Raw genomic sequence first — 19,355 nt, 5'->3', positions numbered from 1 at the left:
CATCCGAAATGGCCCCTTTGCCTTTGGTGGCGGGCAAAAGGGCCAGATCCAAAATCAGCAGATATTAGCTTTGCGGATTTCGCAGTGGGCGCCAGACGTATCCTGATAGCTCTTTGGCATTTGCCGGGGGCAGAGTATGCAGATCATCTGCTTCGAAACCGAAAAGATTCATCATCTCTGACAGGGAGTGACAGAGGTACTCGCCATCAGCTCGGCTGAAGGTGCCGTCATAGCGCTGGATGAAGTTCGGGGTGAAGCTCTCACCTGTTGTGCAGACTGGCTGTGTCTGTATCTTGAAGTCTTCTGGCTTGCCTTCTGTAATCTTGACGGCGTACCCGAGCAATGGATAACGCTCAAGGGTTGTTTCTCCGTTGTCATTTGGTTCGACAATGATGTAACCGTACTCACTGGGTTGAGCGGGGATAAAATGAGTAGTTGCCACTGGTGTTCTCCTTCACACAAAACGAGACTGTATTGCTAACAAATGGTCTCAAGTGGGTTTTTATCCCTCCTTTTTGACCATAAGTGGAAACATATCGCGTCATGAAAGGGAAAACCGTGAAATCCGTCTAAAAAGTTTTAAGAGGGCTCATAGGTGAATGTGGGCCCCTGCACCCCTTATACCAGTCCCGTTCGGATTCAATAACAACCAGGCCCCCTGGCATAAGTAACTCGTGTACCAAAACGACGCGAGGTTACTGTTATGACACATCACTACGACGATCACCCCGGACAGAGTGATCACATCATCAATCAGGCATTGGCCATTCTGGAGAGCCGACAGCGGCATCTGGGCCACGCCTTCACTCAGCCCAAAGCGGCAGCAGATTTCCTTCGGCTCAAGATGGGGGAGTACGAGCGGGAAGTGTTCGCCGTCATGCTGCTCGACAATCAACACCGACTGCTCGATTACCAAGAGCTGTTCTTTGGCACCATCAATGCGGGCACTGTTCATCCCCGTGAGGTGGTCAAGGCGGCCCTCAACAGAAACGCCGCAGCGGTCATACTGGCCCACAACCATCCCTCCGGTATGGTCGACCCCTCGGACGCCGACAAGGCTGTCACTGTTCGTCTCAAGGATCTGCTTGAGATGGTAGACGTGCGAGTGCTCGACCACTTTGTGGTGGGACAGCACGACATCGTTTCGTTTGCCGAGCGGGGGCTGCTATGACCCCATCCAAACCACTACAGGCCCTGTTCGCCAAGTTAATCGACCTCCACCCCGATGCCACTGCCCTGACCCTCAACTTCCGTAGTCCCGATTATTCCGCCGACACTGGCGGTTACCGTCCGGTCGAAATCCGTCTGGAAAAACGGGCTGGTAGCTGGGGGATGGCCTACGTCACCGAGTTCACTTACCTCGGTGGCGAGCTGGTCAAGGATCTTGATTTCGACTTCAACGCCGGGCTGGCCTCACAGCTCTGGTGTGGAGAGCGGCCGTTGGCCACCACCATGGACCTCTACCGGCTTTGGGAGAGGAACTTTCTCGACTATCACCGGATGGAGGTCTACCGCCTGAAGATAACCCCTGAGTAATCGCCATGAACGACTTCACGAAAGCCCTGCTGCTGGACGCCTTGAAGGCAGCCCTGACGGCGTTTGCGTCTGTCATCGTCAACGCGATGATGGCCCGCTACATGCCGCCACACTTCTACAACATGAACGAAGAGGACTACCCATGAACAAAATGATCCTGACCTCGGTGACTCTGGTTGCCATTGCAGGGGGAACCCTGATGATCCGCCTCATCGCCCGTGACAAGGCTCATGCCGAGGAGCTGGCCAAGGTATTGCGGATGCCGGGCGGGGCGACGCGTCATTGAGATCCCCCAGTCGGCACCCTGCATGACCAATAGATAGAGCAGCCAGAGCATCTGGTTGACTACCCCTGCGGGCCCTCCATTACGGAGCGGCCCGTTTTCATTTGTATCACTGGCACAGGTCAATAGACCAAGCCCGTGTGACGCGAGCGAAAGTGCCACTTTTTGCCGGTCATATGGGTTCCTTTCGACCTTCTGACCGGTCGCGTCAGTGTACCTTGCCCTATTGACCAGGAGGAGACCATGGCATTGGTGGGATATGCACGTGTCAGCACTGTAGGGCAGAGCCTGGATGCCCAGCTTCAGGCTCTGGCCGAGTGCAGCAAGATATTCCAGGAGAAAGTGAGCGGGGCTAAGGATGACCGTCCACAGCTCGCGTTGATGCTGGACTTTGTTCGTGAGGGAGACGTGGTGATGGTGACCAAGCTGGATCGCTTGGCTCGCAACACTCGCCACCTGTTGGAGATCTCGGAGTACCTGCACGCTAAGCGGGTTGCTCTGAGGATTTTGAATCTGGGTATCGATACCTCGACACCTACCGGAAAACTGATGCTGACCATGATCGGTGCCATCGCCACGTTTGAGCGGGAGTTGATGCTGGAGCGTCAGGCAGAAGGGATCGCTATGGCAAAACAGCGTGGGGTCTACAAAGGTCGCAAGCCGACCGCCATGGCTAAAGGGGAGGAGGTGCTGTCACTCGCTGAACGGGGAATAGCCAAGGCAGAGATAGCACGTCGAACGGGGATCAGCCTCTCTAGCGTGCAGCGGATCTTGCGTGGACTGTCTGGCGAATGAATGGTTTTGACAACAAGGAAAACGACATGGAACAAGAGAAGACGAAACAAGAGCCCGGCCGGTTCTTCGAGCAGCGGGAAACTGCATCGGCACAGGTCGCGGGCAAGTGGGCCCGCTATCGTAATTGGCTAAAGCAATCTGTGCGATTAGAACTTCCAGCAAATTCAACCGAGGTCAACAATAACCCTTACCTGCGGGGCGGGATCTGCAGTTATAACGCCTATCTCTCGGGCATGCTGAGGGCTCACCTGTGGGGGTTGTGGCTGACGGCACTTCTCGTGCTCGCCTGGCAGTTTCTATTGCCTCGAATGGACCTTGTTATTAACCACGATGCGGGGCTCTGGATCATCATGGGCACGGTTGTAGTTGGAACATTGCACTGGGCCATTCTGGTCTTTATTGGGTATGAGAAACGCCTTCAGGCAGCCGCACTCACAGACCCATTGAGCCGCATGATCTGCGTTGCTATCGTAACGATTCCTGCTGCAGGAGTGATTCTTGCCTGGTATCTCAGTATCGAACGGTCGGCATGGTTCGCTCGCTTTGCCGAACATTCGAGAATTAATGCTGAGGTCTATGGGCGGGGCTTTGATGTTACGGCCAAGACGGCAGAGCAGTTGTCTTCAATGGGTTACGATTCATGGATATTGGCAGGCCAGGTAATGGTCTACGTTGGCTTGGCTCTACTCTTCTTGATCCCAAGTTACCGCAACAGCGATAACCTTGCAGAGGAGACGAAAGAGGAGATTGGGAAGGTGCAGGGATATCCTACCCAGATCTTGTTATTGTTCCATTTGCTACTGTTGTTTCCGGCAGTGGCGATTCTGGCTTAGTAGACTTGAAGGAGCTCACATCAGAGCTCCTTTTCTTTAGCAGGTATGCAAGGCATCAAGCCGGTAGCGGTGCTTGGCTCGGCAACCACGGCACCATGATTGTATCCTGGTTACACCAGCCATCCGCCTGAATCCGAACTCTCCTGCTCGATAGAACACATGAACGCCAGCCTGTTCTGAACAGTTCGGGCAGCTTTTGAGTTTCTGCCCATTTTGATGGAACACAACAGAATGATTGAGGGGCTGGCCACAAGAGCACTGGTCGGTCATCGATGAACTCACTTACGGCGGTTGTCGGTTTCTTTGGCTACCCCTTTGAAGGGCTCCCCACCTTGTTTCTGCTCGATAAACTTGCCGCTATCCGTATCGCGTTTCGTCCAGTTCCCGTTAACTGGGTTCTGAACTTGGGTACGGTCGTTGACGGAACCTTGTCGATAGCCTTTGCCTGTGTTCGTAGCCATATGTCACCTCGGGTTTAAGTGAGACCCAAAGTTACCATTAGATTTCATTTTGCTCAATATTGGGTTGATTGTTGAGCTGTCGAGGGAGTGGATGGGGTCTGTAATGAGGTGCTTGCAGGGTACGGGGGAGGGCGGGTAGGATTGGCCTGTTTGTTACCAATTTAAGCATGTCCACTTGATGTGGATGACCGTACTTCCGGCGGATTCTCGCTTGTTGAGGTTTCAGAACACTGTGATGGCAATCAGTTCCATCCCCAAGTGCCTGATTTATTTGGGCTCGCATTGATAACCCGTCGACCTGGTCAGGACCGGAAGGTAGCAGCCAAGGCGGGGGACTCGAGTGCCGGGATGTGGCTGGTAGGGCCACCACTTGTTTCTGCAATTCAATAAGTTAGCCTCTCTTAAAGCCCTTGGTCATCCACTTTGTGTGGACGACGAGGAGCTCATCGATGAATCTCTGGCTCAGTCCACACGGCATCTGGTATTACCGGAAAGTCACCACGCTCCCCTGTGGTCGTCGTAAAGAGATCAAAAAATCCCCTCATAGCCGAACCTGTGGCCCAGCCTGCCACTCAGCGGCCTTTGCCGCTGCGTGTGCTGTTTGCTGCCCATCCTCTCGGCATGCGGCGGCGCGATCAGACATCGCAGGATCTGGGGGCGACCGACTTTTTGCCGGCGTCTGCACAGGGCTTCTGAAGATCAGATGAGGCCAGATAGGATCAGGCAACAATCCGCCACTATCGAGATATCTCCTTTATTGCCCAGCACATTGTAATGGTGGGTGCCGCCAAGGTGGCCATGACCATTGATGAACTGAAAAGGGAGAATCCATGTCATCACCATCACGCTGTAGCTTCGCAATCGCGCTCGCCGTTGCCAGCTTTGCGAGCCAGGCAACCGAACCTCAATCACAACGCCTCTATCCCGAGGGGAGCCAGCAGACCTTCTCCGGGCCGGCCACCTATTTCACGGGGCAGGTCGATGTGCAGATGCTCTTCCCGAGCCAGGACGCAGCCCCTTACTCTGGCGCCTACGTCACCTTTGCCCCGGGTGCCCGTACCGCCTGGCATCAGCACCCGGCCGGGCAGCACATGATTGTCACCAAGGGGACGGCCATCACAGTCACGCGTCCGGGGCAGGTGATCGCGTTTCATGAAGGGGAAGCCGTCTGGTGCCCCGAGGGCGTCGATCACAGGCACGGCAGTATGCCCGATTCGTCCATGACTCACCTGGTGATCACCGGCAGCCGCGAAGGCCAGAACGTGGTCTGGAAAGAGCAGGTGATTGACGCTCAATATCAAGCAGCGGTCAAGACGGCGACAGCAGAGCAACCCACTCTGAAAGCACTGGGGGCGACACATCAACATCTGGCAATGGTCGCCGCATTGGCTGCTGCCGGTGATCAGTCAGCCCTCTCCCTGGCGCTGCACCGCGCACTGGATGCCGGTGTGTCGGTCAACCAGCTCAAGGAAGCGTTGATCTATCTCTACCCTTATGGCGGTTTTCCCAAATCCCTCAATGGCCTCGGCACCCTGATGTCGGTCGTCAAGGTGCGCCAGTCGGCAGGCAAGCAAGACAAGGTGGGGGATGCGCCCAAGCCGTTGCCGGCAGGGGAGACCGCCCAGGCCTTGGGAACCCGGGTACAAACCGAACTGGTTGGTCATCCCGTGAGTGGTCCACTGTTTGATTTCGCTCCCGGGATCAACACCTTCTTGCAGAAACATCTGTTTGGTGACGTGTTTGCAAGAGGGGGGCTGGATCACCAGGACCGTGAGGTGTTGACCGTTGCCATGTTGTCAGTCTCACCGGAGACGGAGCCCCAACTGCGTGCCCATATCGGCATGGCGCTCAATACCGGTCTGAAGAGGGATCAGTTGCAGGAGCTGTCGACCCTGGTGCAATACAGTGTCGGGCCGGCCGCAGGCCAACGCATCGACAGCGCCATCAAGGCGGCGCTGAAGTCATAAGGCAGGGGTGCAAGGAGTGAACATGTCCAAGTCAATCAAGGCTGCGAAAGAGGATCTCGCTTCGCCGTCACGGCGGCGATTTGTCAGAAACACGGCGCTTGCCGGTGGCGGTATCCTGATGGCCGGCGCCACTCCCCCGGTATGGAGCGCCGTCCAATCACTCACCAAAACCAGTGTCGTATCACCCGAGGTGTTTACCATGAATATCAAGACCAGAGGCTATGCCGCGTTTGACGCCAGCGGTCTCCTCAAACCCTGGGATTTCGAACGTCGCCCGGTAGGGGACAACGACATCCTCATCGACGTGAAATACGCCAGTATCTGCCATTCGGATATCCACCAGATGAAGGGTCATTGGGGGCCGCAGCAATACCCGCAGGTACCGGGTCACGAGATCGTGGGCGTGGTGACGGCGGTGGGCAAGCGGGTCACCAAATTCAAGGTGGGCGATCGGGCCGGCGTGGGCTGCATGGTGGATGGCTGTACCGATTGTGAGCACGGCGAGCAGTATGACGCGAGCACCATCTTCACCTATGGCTACCCTGACAAGCGCTCTCCCACGGGGATCTCCCTGGGGGGATACTCGCGCAATCTGGTGGTGCGCGATCACTATGCGGTGCATATCCCCGAAAACATCAGCTTTCAGGAAGCGGCCCCCTTGCTGCGTGCCGGGGTGACCACCTATTCCCCGCTACTGCGTTTCGGCCTGAAGGCCGGGGTCAAGGTGGGCGTCGTGGGGATCGGCGGCCTGGGCCACATGGCGGTGAAGCTGGCTGTCTCGAAAGGTGCAGAGGTGATCGCCTTTACCTCCAGCCCGGACAAGGTCAAGGACATCCTGGCATTCGGTGCCAGGGAGGTGGTGGTGGTCGATGAACCTGGCAAGCTGGCGCCTTATCGCGGCCAGCTTGACTGCCTGATCAATACCCTGCCGGTCAGCTACGATGTGGCGGCCTATGCCTCTGTGGTCAAGCCTTATGGCACTTACACCCAGGTGGGCATGCCCGAGCGGTTCGAGGTCTCCCTCAATGCCCTTGGCCTGGCTGCCAGCCGGGTTAACTTCAACGCCTCTCTCATCGGCGACATGAAGGAAACCCAGGAGGTGGTCAACTACTGTGCCGAGCACAAGGTCCTGCCGGAGATCCAGGTGATCAGCGCCGAGCAGATCAATCAGGCCTGGGAAGATGTGGTCGCCAAGAAGGCTCGTTATCGCTACGTGATTGACGCCTCGACCATCTGATCACCGCGCAGGTCTGCGGTCACCACGGCGCCAGTCCCCCCTGACTGGCGCCGTCTTATGCCCCTTGCCACTGCTCCCTGAGCCACTATCTGGTGGGGAAGATCCACTCATTTCCTCACAGGGCGCAGCACCCATCCCATTTTCTATCAGCCCACCCGTTGTCGATGCTGGCCGCCCTGTGCAACCAGCACGATGAGGGCGCCACATAACGCGAGACCCCCATAGCCACAGGCCACCTGCAGCAGGCTGAACTGTGCGGAGAAGTGGCCGGCAATCAGGGTGGGGATGGCGGCCCCCACGTAAGAGGTCGCATAGATCACCGAGAAGACATTGGCCCGCTCCTCGGGCGGCAGATCGGTGACCAGGGTGGCGATGCTGCCCGTCAGCACCAGACCTTGCGCAATACCGGCGAAGATGCTGGCGGCCAGGAAGGCAGTGAGCAAGCCCTGCTGCAGGGAGAGCAGAATGGCGCCCACGAACAGGGTGAACCCCAGCATGCCCGTGAACTGGGCCCGCTGCGGGGTCAAACGGCTGGCGATAGAGGCGCCGATGGCGCCGGGTGCCATGATGGAGGCAAACACCAGCGCGGCAGCCACCGCGCTGTGCGAGTGGAGTTGCTCCCTGGCCATGGCCGGCCCGAACGCCTGGAAGAAGCCTCCCAATGCCCAGGTGCAGACGAAGGTGCAGGCGGCCAGCGGGTAGGCCTTCCTGGCGCTGGTTGGCAGCGTGAAATGGGGGCGAAGGGAGTGCATCCCGCCGCGCTTTCGCGCCATGGTTTCTCTGCTGCGCAGCACCATCAACATGGCCAGGGCGATCAGCCCCAGCGCTATCACGAAAGCCAGCTGACGAGGTAAGGGGCCATATTCGATCAGCGCGCCTGCGCCCACCCCGCCTATGGTCAGCCCCGTCATGGGACCACAGCTGATCACGGCCGCAGGGATCCAGCCAGGAACCGCCTGAGCGTGATCGATGAGCCATGCGGCCAGCGCCGTGGAGGCGAGCCCGCAGGCCAGTCCCTGCAGCAGGCGTCCGGCGATCAGCTGGGGAGCATGGTGCAGATTGACAAAGAACAGCACGGACAGGGCAGCCAGCAGCAGGGCGGCCAGGGAGACGGGCTTGCGCCCCAGGTAGTTGGTGAGGCGGCCAAACAGCAGCAACGCCGTGACGGCACCGATAAAATAGACCACGGAGCTGATGGATAACGCCAGGTAGCCAATCTGATCCTGAGTTTGATAGAGGCCATAGAGGGGAATGGGGACGGCGGCGGTGACATAGATCACGATGAGTGACAGCACGGCGCCGATAAATGAAAGCTTGTCGCTGGTGGTGTGCAACGTCTGGCCCTCTTGGGAATAAAGGATGAGTGGTCATCACCGGCTGCATCACAAGCCCCGCTGCCCGTCTGAGTCGGAAGACTCCCCGAGATCATCGTGCGGCGCTGCATTTGCCGGCGCCGGCAGGTGATGGCTGATCTGCCGGGCTCGCGACCGGTTGAATGCCTAGCCGAGGCAACAAGGCCCTGGACGTCGCGGCGTATGGGGCTCAGTCAGCCAGCGCTATGGTGACGGAGAGTGATCCCCCTGAAGTGAAGCGCTCCAGACCGCCATCCAGCTTGCCCAGATTGATTAGGCCGTCGGCAAAGGCGAAGGGCTTGTAAAACACCACCAGATTCCCCCAGGGGGCGTAATAGGAGATGTCCCCCGGTTCGGAGCGAGTGCCCGCCGGGGCGTCTTGACGGGTCAGTTTGCTCGGCAGGTAGGCAATCTTCTCGGTGCTGGCATAGTCCTCCAGCGCCACCGTGAGCGGGAGTTGTTTGAGGAAGTCGCGGGTAGTTGGCGTCTCTTTCAGGGTGGCGGTCACGCGACGATCATCAAAGACAAATTGAATCTTCATGGCATCTTCTCCGGTAACGAGTTCATCGGTGGCAGATGGATTGGCAACACCAGGCGGGACCATCAATAGCGATGGGAGCAGGGTGAGTGCCGTGAGGACGTGTTGTGTCAATCTTGGCCATCCCATCTTCTCAGCGCCGTGCCTGACCATTGGCTTGTGGGCGCGCAGAGCGGTGTGCATGGGTATCAACCCCGCTCTTCCGGGGCCGCCATGTCGAGGTGGATATGTGCAAGTATTCGTTGCTCGCCCCATCTTGCCCCATAAAGAGGGCGTTCGCCTTCGTAGACGCGATCGGGAAGGGGGACCTGAGGCTGCGTTGAAGGTGTCATATTCACACTCGTTTCTGGTATCAAGGATGGCGCATCGGTGACCCACAAGCCTCCGGTTGACTCGGCCAGAGGGAACAGGTGAGGCGCCAGTCAATGTATTGGGCCTGAGTTTGACAGGCGAAAGGCTCACGAAGTGGCCGTCGGGAAGAGGGCCCAGGGGAAAAAGGGGCCGTCTTCCCATGGGCTGCGTCATTGCAGCAGGCTGTACGCTTCGTCAGTCACGGGCTCCAGCCATTCGTTGCTGGCACCCTCGGCCGGTATTTCTACCGCGACATGGGCAAACCAGCTGTCTTTGGCCGCGCCGTGCCAATGCTTGGTGCCGGGTGCGATGTGCACCACATCACCCGGGGTCAGTGGCTGGGCGGGCTTGCCGGCCTCCTGGTACCAGCCGCGGCCGCCGGTCACCAACAGGATCTGGCCACCCTTGTGGTGGATGTGCCAGAAGTTGCGGCAACCCGGCTCGAAGGTCACATTGGCGACGATCAGCCCTGGCGTATTGAGCAGGGCGAGGTAGCTGGTGCCGGTAAAATAGTCGGCATAGGCGACATTCTCCTGACCGACGTCGAAGATGCCTGTGCCGTTGAAAACACCGGCGGTCAGTTCGTTGGGAATGCGTTTGTTGTCTGGAATGCTCATGGATCCTCCGATGTTGACTAAACAGGGGTAGCAGGAATGCGGTGGTTTATTGCAAGACAGTGGCCAGCACGACGGCCGCGTTATCGGCCACTGTCTTGCCACAGGCTTGCCGCACGATTGCTACAAAGCGGGCCAGCGCTGGTGCTGTGATGCCGTTGTGCAGGCTGATGCGGTAGTGGGCTTGCAGTTGACCGTTGACGCCAGGGATGTTGGTCAGGGCGGCAATGGTGGCGAGCTCTCGCTCCTTCCAGCTCAGCAGGTCACGCGCAAAAATGTCGCCAAACAGGTGCGACTTCAGATACGCATCGATCTGCGGTGCGAAATCAAACAGGGGGCCGCTGACCGGTTGTCCAACCAACCGGGTCTGGTTCTCGGTGCCCAGTTCGAGGCTGCTCTTGTCCGTGGCCAGGGCGCTGGCGCCGGGCCCTTCTGCATCCTGGACGCCTCGCTGCTGGCGTTCGGCCAGCAATCCCATGAAGGTGCCCAGTGCGTTGAGACTGCGAGGAAAGCCGGCATAGGCGTATAGCTGTGTCAGGATTTCCTTGATCTCGTTGACCGTCAAACCGGCCGCCAGCCCTTCGGACAGACTGATGGTCAGCCGACTCATATCACCGTTGGCCGTAAAGGCGGCAATGGGGATGATGGCCGCTTCTCTGCTGGTGAAATCCGTGGGTGTCTCGGGTCTGGTGTGCATCGCATCTCCTCCGGTGACAGTGAAGAGAGAGCAACAAGCGTGTCGCCCCAGTCGGCGTATATTGGCTTGCCGCTCAAATCGTGCAGTCAATCTAGCGCGCCGCCCCGAGACGTCGTTAGCCTATTCATTTCCAATGATTGCCTGATAATCCAAACCCCTCTTTCGCTTAGAGGCCAAGGACAGGTCTGTTTTTATGTTTCTGTAGGAGGGTAAATGAATGGGGTGTTGCATAACTTATTGTTTATAAGAATGATCCATGGGTTTTATTGAGCGGGGGATGGTGGCCTGGAATATGACGACTTTTCCAAAGCCAGGGCGTGGGTCATTGGATTGCACGCTTTGAAACCGGAGGAATTTACGATACAACTGGCAACCTTGACTCACCCCCTGGTGTCAGCAAATCCCTGTTGGAGCCCTTATGAAACAGGCAGATCGTAAAGCCGAATCCCTGCAGGCCCTGGCCAGGCAGATTGAACAGTGGACTGGCAATGCCAATCAATACACAACGGCGATCCCCGGGTTGCGCCTGAGCCGCTGGTGTTCGCCAACCCAGCCCGCCAGTTATACGCTCAATCCAAGCATCTGCCTGATTGCACAGGGTAAAAAGCGCGTGCTGCTGGGAGAGCAAGCGCATCTGTACGACGCCAACCATTTCCTTATCTCGTCGGTCGATCTGCCGGTCATCGCCAACATCATGGAGGCCAGTGAGGCCGAACCTTACTATGGGCTGGTGATGGAGCTGGATTTGCCCGAAATTGCGCAACTTATCGTCGACAGCGAGCTGTCGCTTCCATTCGACAAGGCGGCTTCGAAGGGCATCGAAGTAGGGGCGTTGCCGCAGCCCTTGCTGGATGCGTTTGTCCGCCTGATGTCGCTCCTGGAAGAGCCGGCCAGCATCAAGGTGCTGGCGCCCGTCATCAAACGGGAGATCTTCTATCGACTGTTGACGACGGAGCAGGGGGCCAGGCTCAGTCAGATCGTCTCGGCCAGCAGTCATAGCCATAAAATCGCCAAAGCCATCAGTTGGCTGAAGCTCAACTTCGTCAGGCCCTTGAATGTGGGGGAGCTGGCTGCCCATACCGGAATGAGCAAGTCCGCCTTTTATGCCCATTTCCGAGCCATGACCGCCATGTCGCCGTTGCAGTTTCAGAAGAAGCTTCGCCTCAACGAAGCCCGCCGCCTGATGTTGACGGAAAACATGGATGCCATGGCGACCACCTTCAAGGTAGGGTACGAGAGCCCATCCCAGTTCAGCCGGGAATATAGCCGCATGTTTGGGGCCCCCCCGGCAAAAGACATCAAGGCGCTGCGTGCCATCCAGTCTGCCGCTTGAGCGTCGCGACAGGGGGTGATCTCAGGGCGGGTTGGCTATTGCCGTGCCGCCTGGGTGCGCAGGCCATCGATGTCTCGTTTTGGCGGCGCACCAAATAACCTGGCGTACTCCCGACTGAACTGGGAGGGGCTCTCATAGCCGACGGTAAAGGCGGCATTGGCGGCGTCCAGATCTTCATTGAGCATCAGGCGACGGGCTTCACTGAGTCTGAGCCACTTCTGGTACTGCAGCGGACTCATGGCCGTGAGCTGCCGAAAATGTTGATGGAGACTGGAGCTGCTCATCTGCACCTTGGCGGCCAGCTCTTCGATGCGAAACGGCTGACGGTAGTGCACTTTCAGCCAGTCGATGGCCCGGGCAATCCGGTGGCCCTGACTCCCCACAGCGGCAATCTGCCAGAGACGGGGGGCCTGCTCACTGAGCAGCAGGCGATAGTGGATTTCTCGCTCTATCATGGGGGCCATCACAGGAATGGTGTCGGGAGCATCAAGCAAATCGACCAGGCGTTTAAACGCATCGAGCAGCACCGGCGTGACCTCGCCCAATCCCACCCTCATGCCCCGATCCTGAGCCGATGGGGCAGGCAGCGCCAGCCCGCCCTGGGCGATGAGTTCGGCCATGATGCGCAGATCCAGTTTCAGGCTCAGGCCCAGGCAAGGTTGTTCGGCACTGGCGGTGATGACCTGGGAGTTGGCTGGCAGATCCAGAGACGTTATCAGGAAATGGTGGCTGTCATAGGGGTAGGACTCGCCACCCACCAGCATCTGTTTTTCTCCCTGAACCACCAGCACAATGCTGGTTTCTACCAGACAGGTGATGGGCGGCATGGGCCGTTCACGCCGAAAAAAGCTGAGATTGGCAAGTGGCGTCGAACAGTCACTGAGCCCCTGTGTATGGCGGGCTATGTTGGCCGCCAGGGTTGCCCGCAGGGACGATAGCGCCTGCGAGGCTGCGTGCGGTGCGGCTGTGTGATTGGGCATGGCAGCTCTCCTTCCAAGATGAAAAAAGCATACCCAGCGATGGGAGCGCCGCCAAGCATGAGTCCGCTGATGTGGAGGATCAGGCAATCAATGAGGTGGATCTGTCTATCTGCCCATGGCGGGTCAGGGCGAGAATTGGCGTCATCGAAGAACGACTCACCTTCATGGTGGCTACCACAAGGACGACAAGATGAAAGCCTCTTTCTCTGCCAAGCGCGTTCTCGGTGGCGCCCTTCTCACCTGTGCCGGCTGGGTATTTGGCGCCCAGCAAGCGATATCCCTGCCGGCCTCCATTGCTACAGGAGCAGACACTATGCCGTTGACTCAAGAGTGGGATAAGACATTCCCGCAAAGCAACAAGATCGACCACCAGAAGGTCACCTTCAAAAACCGCTATGGCATCACGCTGGCGGCGGATCTCTACCTGCCGAAACAGCGTGACGACCATAAGTTGGCCGCCATTGCCGTCAGTGGCCCCTTTGGCGCGGTGAAAGAGCAGTCATCCGGTCTGTATGCCCAGACAATGGCTGAGCGGGGCTTTGTGACCCTGGCGTTTGATCCCTCCTATACAGGAGAAAGTGGCGGCGAACCGCGCAACCTGGCCTCTCCTGAGATCAACACCGAAGACTTCAGCGCTGCGATCGATTACCTCGGCCTGCTGCCTTACGTGGATCGCCAGCGCATTGGCATCATCGGCGTGTGTGGTTTCGGTGGTATGGCCCTCAATGCGGCCGCCGTCGACAAGCGCATCAAGGCCGTCGTGACGGCCAGCATGTACGACATGTCACGGGTGATGGCAAAAGGCTATTACGACAGCATGACCCAGGCGCAGCGTACCCAGGCACTGGAGGCCATGAGCCAACAGCGCTGGGTCGATGCCGAAAAGGGGACGCCGCAGGCGGGTCCGCGCAATCTGCCGGAGTCCAGGGAGGGGATCGACAACCTCGTGGTCAGCATGTACTTCGACTACTACCGTACCCCTCGTGGTTTCCATGCGCGTTCGCTCAACTCCAACGGTGCCTGGAATGCCACCAACCCGTTGTCGTTCATGAACATGCCGCTGTTGACCAATATCGGCGAGATCTCACCGCGTCCCATCCTGTTGATCGCCGGTGACAAGGCCCACTCCCTCTACTTCTCCCAGGATGCCTACAAGGCCGCCGGTGAACCCAGGGAGTTGCTGATCATCAAGGATGCCATCCACACGGATCTGTACGATCGCATGGAGATCATTCCCTTCGACAAGCTTGAGGAGTTCTTTACCAAGCACCTCAAGTAGTGGCATCGCTAACGGCTGAACGTCACCCATGTGCTCATCCCTGCCGGATGAGCACCTGTTACATGCAGCGCCCGGGGCTCCTGGGCAGCATGCTACAGAAAGCCGGCTGTCATGCCGGGCGTGAAGAGTCAGCCGCTTGTTGAGGTGGTAACATGACAACCCCCCAGCGGCGGATGTACCTGTGAAAGTCACGCCATGGCAGCGGCTGGGGTTTGATACGCTCGACAATCACTGTGTGACAGCCGTGTCCTGTCAATTGATGGGTGGGACACAGGAGGCCTGTCACGCCAGCTGTCTGGTGGGACAGTCTGGTTCTCCTGTCTGAAACGAGCCTTGCCAGGGAGCCCGGTCAATGCAGCGCTTTGGGATGCGTTCTCGCGCCGCCCCGGTTCGCCGGGGCCGTTATGTTCATTTATTGCTCACAGGAGTCGTGATGGCCGGTATTATCTCGTCTGTATTGCAATCGGATCTGCCCGAACACCAGGACTCCACCCAGTATCGGGCGGGCCGGTTTCACAATCTGGTGGCGCCTCCCGCGCGCAGTTTCTGGGAAGGGGTCGGGATCTGGCGTGACTTCCTGTTTGGCAAACCAGCCGGCACCCTGCCGGATCGTGCCATCCCGGTGCAGGCCATGACCCTTGCAGATGTCCTGACCGCCCCGGATCTCAGCGTCTGGCGGCTCGGTCACTCCAGCCTGCTGCTCAAATTGCACGGCAAGTACTGGCTGACGGATCCGGTGTTCAGCGAGCGCGCCTCACCGCTCTCATGGCTCGGCCCCAGGCGCTGGCACGCCCCGCCCATGGCCCTTGAAGATCTGCCTCCTCTCGAAGGGGTGATCCTCTCCCACGATCACTATGACCACCTGGATCAGGCCACCATAGTGGCGCTGCAGGGCCGGGTGGCGCACTTCATCACCCCGCTCGGGGTCGGGGCCAGGCTCCGCGGCTGGGGTGTGCCGGCGCACCAGATCAGGGAGCTGGACTGGTGGCAGCAGACCCGGGTCGATGGCATCGAGCTCATCGCCACGCCGGCCCAGCACTTCTCCGGCCGCGGCCTGGGCGATGGCAACCGGACCCTGTGGGCCTCCTGGGTCATCCGCAGCGATGATTTCAACCTGTTCTTCAGTGGCGACAGCGGCTATTTCGCCGGCTTCAAGGAGATAGGGGAGCGCCATGGCCCCTTTGACATGGCCTTTCTCGAGACGGGGGCCTACAACGAGCGCTGGGCCCATGTGCACATGTTTCCGGCCCAGACCGCACAGGCGTTTCACGATCTGCGCGCCGCCTGGCTCTATCCCATCCACAACGGCACCTTCGATCTCGCCATGCACCCATGGGATGAGCCGCTGGAGCAGATCACCCGGCTGGCGACCGAGCAGCAGATCCCGCTGACCACTCCCATGATGGGGGAACCGCTGACCTTGCTGAGCCCCCATGGCGGCATCCCCTGGTGGCGGGAGTGAGCCAGGGTCTGGCTCAAGCGTGAAAACGGGCGCCCATGCCGGGCGCCCGCATCGTCGAGCCAGAGTCTTTTAATTTCAAGGCGCTGGGTAGCGGCGCCGCTTCACCCCTGATTGCCGAGGGACATGGTGCGCTTGCGTTGCTCGCGTACCAGGTGGCGGTTGATCTCGCCCAGCAAGAGCTCCTTGCTGATGGGCTTGGTGATATAGCCATTCATGCCGTGGGACAGGTAGTACTGTTTCGATTCGGGCATGGCATCCGCGGTCAGGGCGATGATGGGAATGTCGGCCCAGCGCTGGCGCGAGGCGCGAATATGGGTGGTGGCCGCCAGCCCGTCCATCACCGGCATCTGCACATCCATCAGCACGATGTCGAAGGTCTCTTGCGCCAGCTTGGCGAGCGCCTCTTCCCCCTGCAGCGCCAGCGTTACCCGATGGCCAGCGGACGCGAGCATGGCACCGATGACCTTGCGATTGGTGGCATTGTCATCCACCAGCAAGATGCGATAACTCTCCTGACTGCTCGGCTTGCTGGGCAGGCTGGTCATCGACGGGGTGGTCGCCTGGGCAGGCCAGAGATAGGTAAAGGTGCTGCCGAACCCCTCGTGGCTCTCGACCGAGATGTCGCCCCCCATCAGGCGGGCGAGGTTGCGGGAGATCTCGAGGCCCAGCCCCGAGCCACCATATTGGCGGGTGATGGAGATGTCGGCCTGGGAGAAGCGTTGGAACAGGTTGCCCATCTGGTACTTGCTCATGCCGATGCCGGTGTCCTGAATCGCGATCCGAATCGAATGACGCTCCTTGTCCAGCGGCTGGCTGTCCACCCTGATGTTCACCTCGCCCTGATGGGTGAACTTGATGGCGTTGCTGAGCAGGTTGAACAGGATCTGGCGCACCCGCAGGGGATCCATCATCAGCCATTCCGGGGTGTTGGGGGCCAGGGTCAGGTTGAGCTTGATCCCCTTCGCATCGCAATTGCTCTGCATCAGGGCCCGGATGTCCTCCAGCAGCTTGGGCAGATGATGGGGCACGAGTTGCAGCTCGATGCGACCCTCTTCCAGTTTCGAGATATCCAGAATGTCGTTGAGCAGCCCCAGCAGGTGGTTGGCTGACTCCCGGGCCGTCTCCAGGTACTCCCGCTCTCTGGGGTCCATGGCGCGATCCGCCAGCAGAGACAACATGCCGAGTATGCCGTTCATGGGAGTGCGGATCTCGTGGCTCATGTTGGCCAGAAAGCTGCTTTTCGCCCGCTGACCCGCTTCGGCCTCACGATTGGCCCGCACCAGCTTCTCGTTGAGCTGCTGCATCAGCTTGTGCTGCAGGAACGAGATATTCATCTGCCGCCAGATGAGCAGGGCCAGTACAAACAGCAGGGCAAACTGCAGGGCTGCGATCAGGCTGGTGGTGATGATCTGTTTGCGCACGCCCTCGCGGCGGGCCACATCGAACAGGGTTGCCTGCTCGTTGACCTCCAGGGTCAGCTGGTGAAGCTGGGGGAGCAGGGCGGCCAGTTGTTGATCAAGCTGCTGATGGGCCGCCTGATCCAGCGGTTTGTGCTGGGCCGGCCCGAGCCAGAGATCGGCCAGGGCGATGAAGCGGCGCATCTCCTTGCTGGCCTGCTGATAAATCTGGGTATGTTGCAGCAGGTTGCGATCCTTGCTCTCCAGCACCAGCTCAATCCGGCTGACCAGAATGTCGTATCTGAGCTGGAACTTGACCTGAGACTCATTTTTCAGGGCATTTTGAAAACGCAGTGCCTCGTTGTAGAGCTGGAAATAGTTCCACATGACGTTGTCTTCACCCTGACTGGTGCCGTGTGGCAGCTCCTCGAACTGCCGGTACTGGACGGTACCGATACCGGCAAACGCCAGCAACAGCACGCAGAGCACGACGAACAGGGAGCGCTGACTGGCTGCTATGGATCGCATGATGCGGTTCACTCCACCTTGATCTTGTTGATCTGCCAGATGGCCCGCCCGTAATAGAGCTTGTTGCGAAGCTCGGGGTACTGATCAAACGGGTAGATGAGGAACAGGGGCCCCTTGTCGCGTACCGACAGCGGCTTGCCATCGATGCTGCGGGCCAGGATCACCTGATACTGGGCGGCATCGCTGGTGGGCACCTGGATGGAGTAGTCGTTGAGCGCCGTGATGGTCAGCTGCTTGCCGCTGGCGCCCACCTTGGCCAGCAGATCGCTCAGACGAGGGCCGCGAAAGGTCTTCTCTTCGTCATACCAGGGAGTGTGGGTCTTGATCTCGTACTCGGGCAGTTGATCCAGCATGGCGGTGTCCCACAGGGCGGCCTGCTGGTAATTGGGCTGGGTAATGGCACCTTCCACCCTGAGCTGGGCGCTGTCGGGGTCGGGAGTTGCCTGGGCGGTAGCGCAAAGAATGGCCAGCAGGGGAGCAACATAAAAATTGAGTCTCATAACCTTCCTCCATGGAACCGTGAGAAGCAGATGCCAGGGCAACGGCGGGCCTGGCATGAGAGGCAAGGCAATAAGCGTGCCTGATAGTGGAAAGCGGCCACTGGCGCGGCTTAGACGGGGGTGAAGAGGGGGTGAGGGGACCTTTTCATCGCATTTTGCAATGAGAAGCATGAGCCATGTTGCAAATTGGCAAGGAATGTTCCCCTTGCCGCGGCCGATGTGCTTCTCTAGTTAAGGTGAAAAACAGGGTTTCTTTGGGTCTTTTTCTTGTCAGGCACGGCTCTTGCTTTGCTGGGTATGGCATGGAACTAAACCGTCCTGGCATAGAGAAGGAGCTTCAACATGGAAAGCATGACCTACACCCTTAACGACACTCAGGTTGTGGCATTGGAAAGCGAGTTTGATGCGATGGCCGTCAGTGAATTGCGCCCCCTATTTGAAAAGCTGTCGGAGTACACAGGTGATGTGCTGGCGGATCTGCGAGACGTGCACTTCATCGACTCCTCGGGGATCGGGGCCCTGGTGTTTCTCCACAAGCGGCTGGTGATGAACGGCCATCATCTGGAGATCATCTGTGGTCCGGGTCAGCCCCGCGATCTGCTGGACATGCTGCACATCAACCGGGTCATCCCCTGTCATGAGAACGTGAAAGCCTACATGCAGTCATCCGGCATGGTGGTGGCATCATGAAGCACTGGCTTGTGCTCGGGATCTCGCTGCTGATGGCGGGTTGCGCCCAATGGCCATCCGAGGGCAAGGGGGGAATGGCCGAGCTGAGACCCACCTGGTTACCGTTAAATGAGGATGAACAACGCCTGCTGTCAGGTTATGATGAGCGTCAACAGAAGCTCGATCAGCAACTGGTCAGCCTGCAGCAGGCGGGTCTGCGTGACTGCATGCCGGCTGGACTAAAACAGCTACAATCTCAACGAGTTGATATAGTTCGGGATGTACATGGCCGGCTCTGGGCCGACGTAGCCTGGCGTCAGGCCATGCTGGCCGAGTCGTTGAAGCAGGTGCGTTTGCAGCTGGAAAAGACCACCAATGGGGGTTGTAGCCGGAGCTGGTCTGGACTTCCGTTGCGTCAGTGGAGGCAAACGTAACAATAAAAAGGATGTCTATGGATCGGGGCGCTATCAAGGGATTTATCGCGGTTGTTCTGTTTTTGTTTACCTGTCCGCTGCTGGCAAGCACCCTGCTGGCGCCGGGTGA

At 58.7% G+C, this 19,355-nt stretch carries 22 protein-coding genes and 1 other RNA gene; 14 read left to right on the top strand and 9 right to left on the bottom strand.

Annotated features, from left to right (window positions below):
• Positions 1-64: 64 nt before the first annotated feature.
• On the bottom strand, positions 65-442 hold the full coding sequence (locus CAK78_RS13490) for a hypothetical protein (protein ID WP_094697607.1): 378 nt from the start codon (positions 440-442) through the stop codon (positions 65-67).
• A 261-nt stretch (positions 443-703) separates the two neighbouring features.
• Between CAK78_RS13490 and radC the strand changes: the two genes are divergently transcribed.
• The 6 genes from radC to CAK78_RS13470 all read left to right on the top strand — a co-directional run bounded on the left by radC (position 704) and on the right by CAK78_RS13470 (position 3,447).
• Entirely contained in the window at positions 704-1,171 is a 468-nt protein-coding gene (radC, locus tag CAK78_RS13485; protein ID WP_094697606.1) for a RadC family protein, read from the top strand.
• Entirely contained in the window at positions 1,168-1,536 is a 369-nt protein-coding gene (locus CAK78_RS13480) for a DUF2787 family protein (protein ID WP_005345165.1), read from the top strand. Before radC ends, CAK78_RS13480 begins: the two co-directional genes overlap by 4 nt.
• 5 nt (positions 1,537-1,541) lie before the next feature.
• A complete protein-coding gene (locus CAK78_RS22855; protein ID WP_005324906.1) occupies positions 1,542-1,682 on the top strand; it encodes a hypothetical protein in 141 nt (46 codons plus the stop codon).
• Complete coding sequence (locus CAK78_RS22850; protein ID WP_005345168.1) at positions 1,679-1,822, top strand: hypothetical protein; 144 nt, start codon at positions 1,679-1,681, stop codon at positions 1,820-1,822. Before CAK78_RS22855 ends, CAK78_RS22850 begins: the two co-directional genes overlap by 4 nt.
• A 240-nt stretch (positions 1,823-2,062) precedes the next feature.
• Positions 2,063-2,614, top strand: coding sequence for a recombinase family protein (locus CAK78_RS13475; protein WP_048207593.1), 552 nt, complete (start codon positions 2,063-2,065; stop codon positions 2,612-2,614).
• A 26-nt stretch (positions 2,615-2,640) separates the two neighbouring features.
• Entirely contained in the window at positions 2,641-3,447 is an 807-nt protein-coding gene (locus tag CAK78_RS13470) for a hypothetical protein (protein ID WP_094697605.1), read from the top strand.
• Positions 3,448-3,725: 278 nt separating this feature from the next.
• Here the strand turns inward: CAK78_RS13470 and CAK78_RS13460 are convergent, their stop codons facing one another.
• Positions 3,726-3,908, bottom strand: a complete 183-nt coding sequence (locus CAK78_RS13460) for a hypothetical protein (RefSeq protein ID WP_021230269.1) — start codon at positions 3,906-3,908, stop codon at positions 3,726-3,728.
• A 269-nt stretch (positions 3,909-4,177) separates the two neighbouring features.
• On the opposite strand from CAK78_RS13460, the gene ffs reads away from it, so the two are divergent.
• The 3 genes from ffs to CAK78_RS13440 all read left to right on the top strand — a co-directional run bounded on the left by ffs (position 4,178) and on the right by CAK78_RS13440 (position 7,112).
• Positions 4,178-4,271, top strand: an RNA gene (gene ffs / locus CAK78_RS13455) — signal recognition particle sRNA small type.
• A gap of 467 nt (positions 4,272-4,738) precedes the next feature.
• Complete coding sequence (locus tag CAK78_RS13445; RefSeq protein WP_094697603.1) at positions 4,739-5,875, top strand: cupin domain-containing carboxymuconolactone decarboxylase family protein; 1,137 nt, start codon at positions 4,739-4,741, stop codon at positions 5,873-5,875.
• A gap of 199 nt (positions 5,876-6,074) precedes the next feature.
• Positions 6,075-7,112, top strand: a complete 1,038-nt coding sequence (locus CAK78_RS13440; RefSeq protein ID WP_217900832.1) for an NAD(P)-dependent alcohol dehydrogenase — start codon at positions 6,075-6,077, stop codon at positions 7,110-7,112.
• Positions 7,113-7,258: 146 nt separating this feature from the next.
• Here the strand turns inward: CAK78_RS13440 and CAK78_RS13435 are convergent, their stop codons facing one another.
• From CAK78_RS13435 to CAK78_RS13420, 4 genes are all read right to left on the bottom strand, one after another.
• Positions 7,259-8,446 carry an MFS transporter gene (locus tag CAK78_RS13435; protein ID WP_094697602.1) on the bottom strand — a complete coding sequence of 396 codons (1,188 nt, stop codon included), beginning with the start codon at positions 8,444-8,446 and terminating at the stop codon, positions 7,259-7,261.
• 208 nt (positions 8,447-8,654) lie between these two features.
• A complete protein-coding gene (locus tag CAK78_RS13430; RefSeq protein WP_094697601.1) occupies positions 8,655-9,005 on the bottom strand; it encodes a cyclophilin-like fold protein in 351 nt (116 codons plus the stop codon).
• Between the two features lie 518 nt (positions 9,006-9,523).
• Entirely contained in the window at positions 9,524-9,970 is a 447-nt protein-coding gene (locus CAK78_RS13425; RefSeq protein WP_094697600.1) for a cupin domain-containing protein, read from the bottom strand.
• A gap of 46 nt (positions 9,971-10,016) precedes the next feature.
• Complete coding sequence (locus CAK78_RS13420; RefSeq protein WP_094697599.1) at positions 10,017-10,664, bottom strand: carboxymuconolactone decarboxylase family protein; 648 nt, start codon at positions 10,662-10,664, stop codon at positions 10,017-10,019.
• 418 nt (positions 10,665-11,082) lie between these two features.
• On the opposite strand from CAK78_RS13420, the gene CAK78_RS13415 reads away from it, so the two are divergent.
• Positions 11,083-11,997, top strand: a complete 915-nt coding sequence (locus CAK78_RS13415; RefSeq protein WP_094697598.1) for an AraC family transcriptional regulator — start codon at positions 11,083-11,085, stop codon at positions 11,995-11,997.
• 35 nt (positions 11,998-12,032) lie between these two features.
• Here CAK78_RS13415 and CAK78_RS13410 read toward each other — a convergent pair whose 3' ends face one another.
• Positions 12,033-12,977 carry an AraC family transcriptional regulator gene (locus tag CAK78_RS13410; RefSeq protein ID WP_094697597.1) on the bottom strand — a complete coding sequence of 315 codons (945 nt, stop codon included), beginning with the start codon at positions 12,975-12,977 and terminating at the stop codon, positions 12,033-12,035.
• A gap of 313 nt (positions 12,978-13,290) precedes the next feature.
• On the opposite strand from CAK78_RS13410, the gene CAK78_RS13405 reads away from it, so the two are divergent.
• Together CAK78_RS13405 and CAK78_RS13400 are read left to right on the top strand one after the other, a co-directional pair.
• Complete coding sequence (locus CAK78_RS13405; protein ID WP_217900831.1) at positions 13,291-14,256, top strand: alpha/beta hydrolase; 966 nt, start codon at positions 13,291-13,293, stop codon at positions 14,254-14,256.
• Between the two features lie 433 nt (positions 14,257-14,689).
• A complete protein-coding gene (locus CAK78_RS13400) occupies positions 14,690-15,718 on the top strand; it encodes an MBL fold metallo-hydrolase (protein WP_254924780.1) in 1,029 nt (342 codons plus the stop codon).
• Positions 15,719-15,819: 101 nt separating this feature from the next.
• Here CAK78_RS13400 and CAK78_RS13395 read toward each other — a convergent pair whose 3' ends face one another.
• The gene (locus CAK78_RS13395; RefSeq protein ID WP_254924779.1) at positions 15,820-17,643 is read right to left on the bottom strand and encodes an ATP-binding protein; all 1,824 of its coding nucleotides are present in this window, start codon (positions 17,641-17,643) and stop codon (positions 15,820-15,822) included.
• 8 nt (positions 17,644-17,651) lie between these two features.
• The gene (locus tag CAK78_RS13390) at positions 17,652-18,143 is read right to left on the bottom strand and encodes a molybdopterin-dependent oxidoreductase (RefSeq protein WP_094697593.1); all 492 of its coding nucleotides are present in this window, start codon (positions 18,141-18,143) and stop codon (positions 17,652-17,654) included.
• Between the two features lie 342 nt (positions 18,144-18,485).
• Between CAK78_RS13390 and CAK78_RS13385 the strand changes: the two genes are divergently transcribed.
• Both CAK78_RS13385 and CAK78_RS13380 read left to right on the top strand, forming a co-directional pair.
• A complete protein-coding gene (locus CAK78_RS13385) occupies positions 18,486-18,833 on the top strand; it encodes an STAS domain-containing protein (RefSeq protein ID WP_005301420.1) in 348 nt (115 codons plus the stop codon).
• Positions 18,830-19,246: a hypothetical protein gene (locus tag CAK78_RS13380; protein ID WP_094697592.1), complete on the top strand. Its 417-nt coding sequence runs from the start codon at positions 18,830-18,832 to the stop codon at positions 19,244-19,246. Before CAK78_RS13385 ends, CAK78_RS13380 begins: the two co-directional genes overlap by 4 nt.
• The last annotated feature ends 109 nt before the right edge of the window (positions 19,247-19,355 follow it).

The sequence above is a fragment of the Aeromonas sp. A35_P genome, assembly GCF_002259925.1.
In the GTDB taxonomy this organism is placed as follows: domain Bacteria; phylum Pseudomonadota; class Gammaproteobacteria; order Enterobacterales; family Aeromonadaceae; genus Aeromonas; species Aeromonas dhakensis.
The sequence above is the reverse complement of the archived record's forward strand: the minus strand, read 5'-3'. Positions and strand labels throughout refer to the sequence as shown.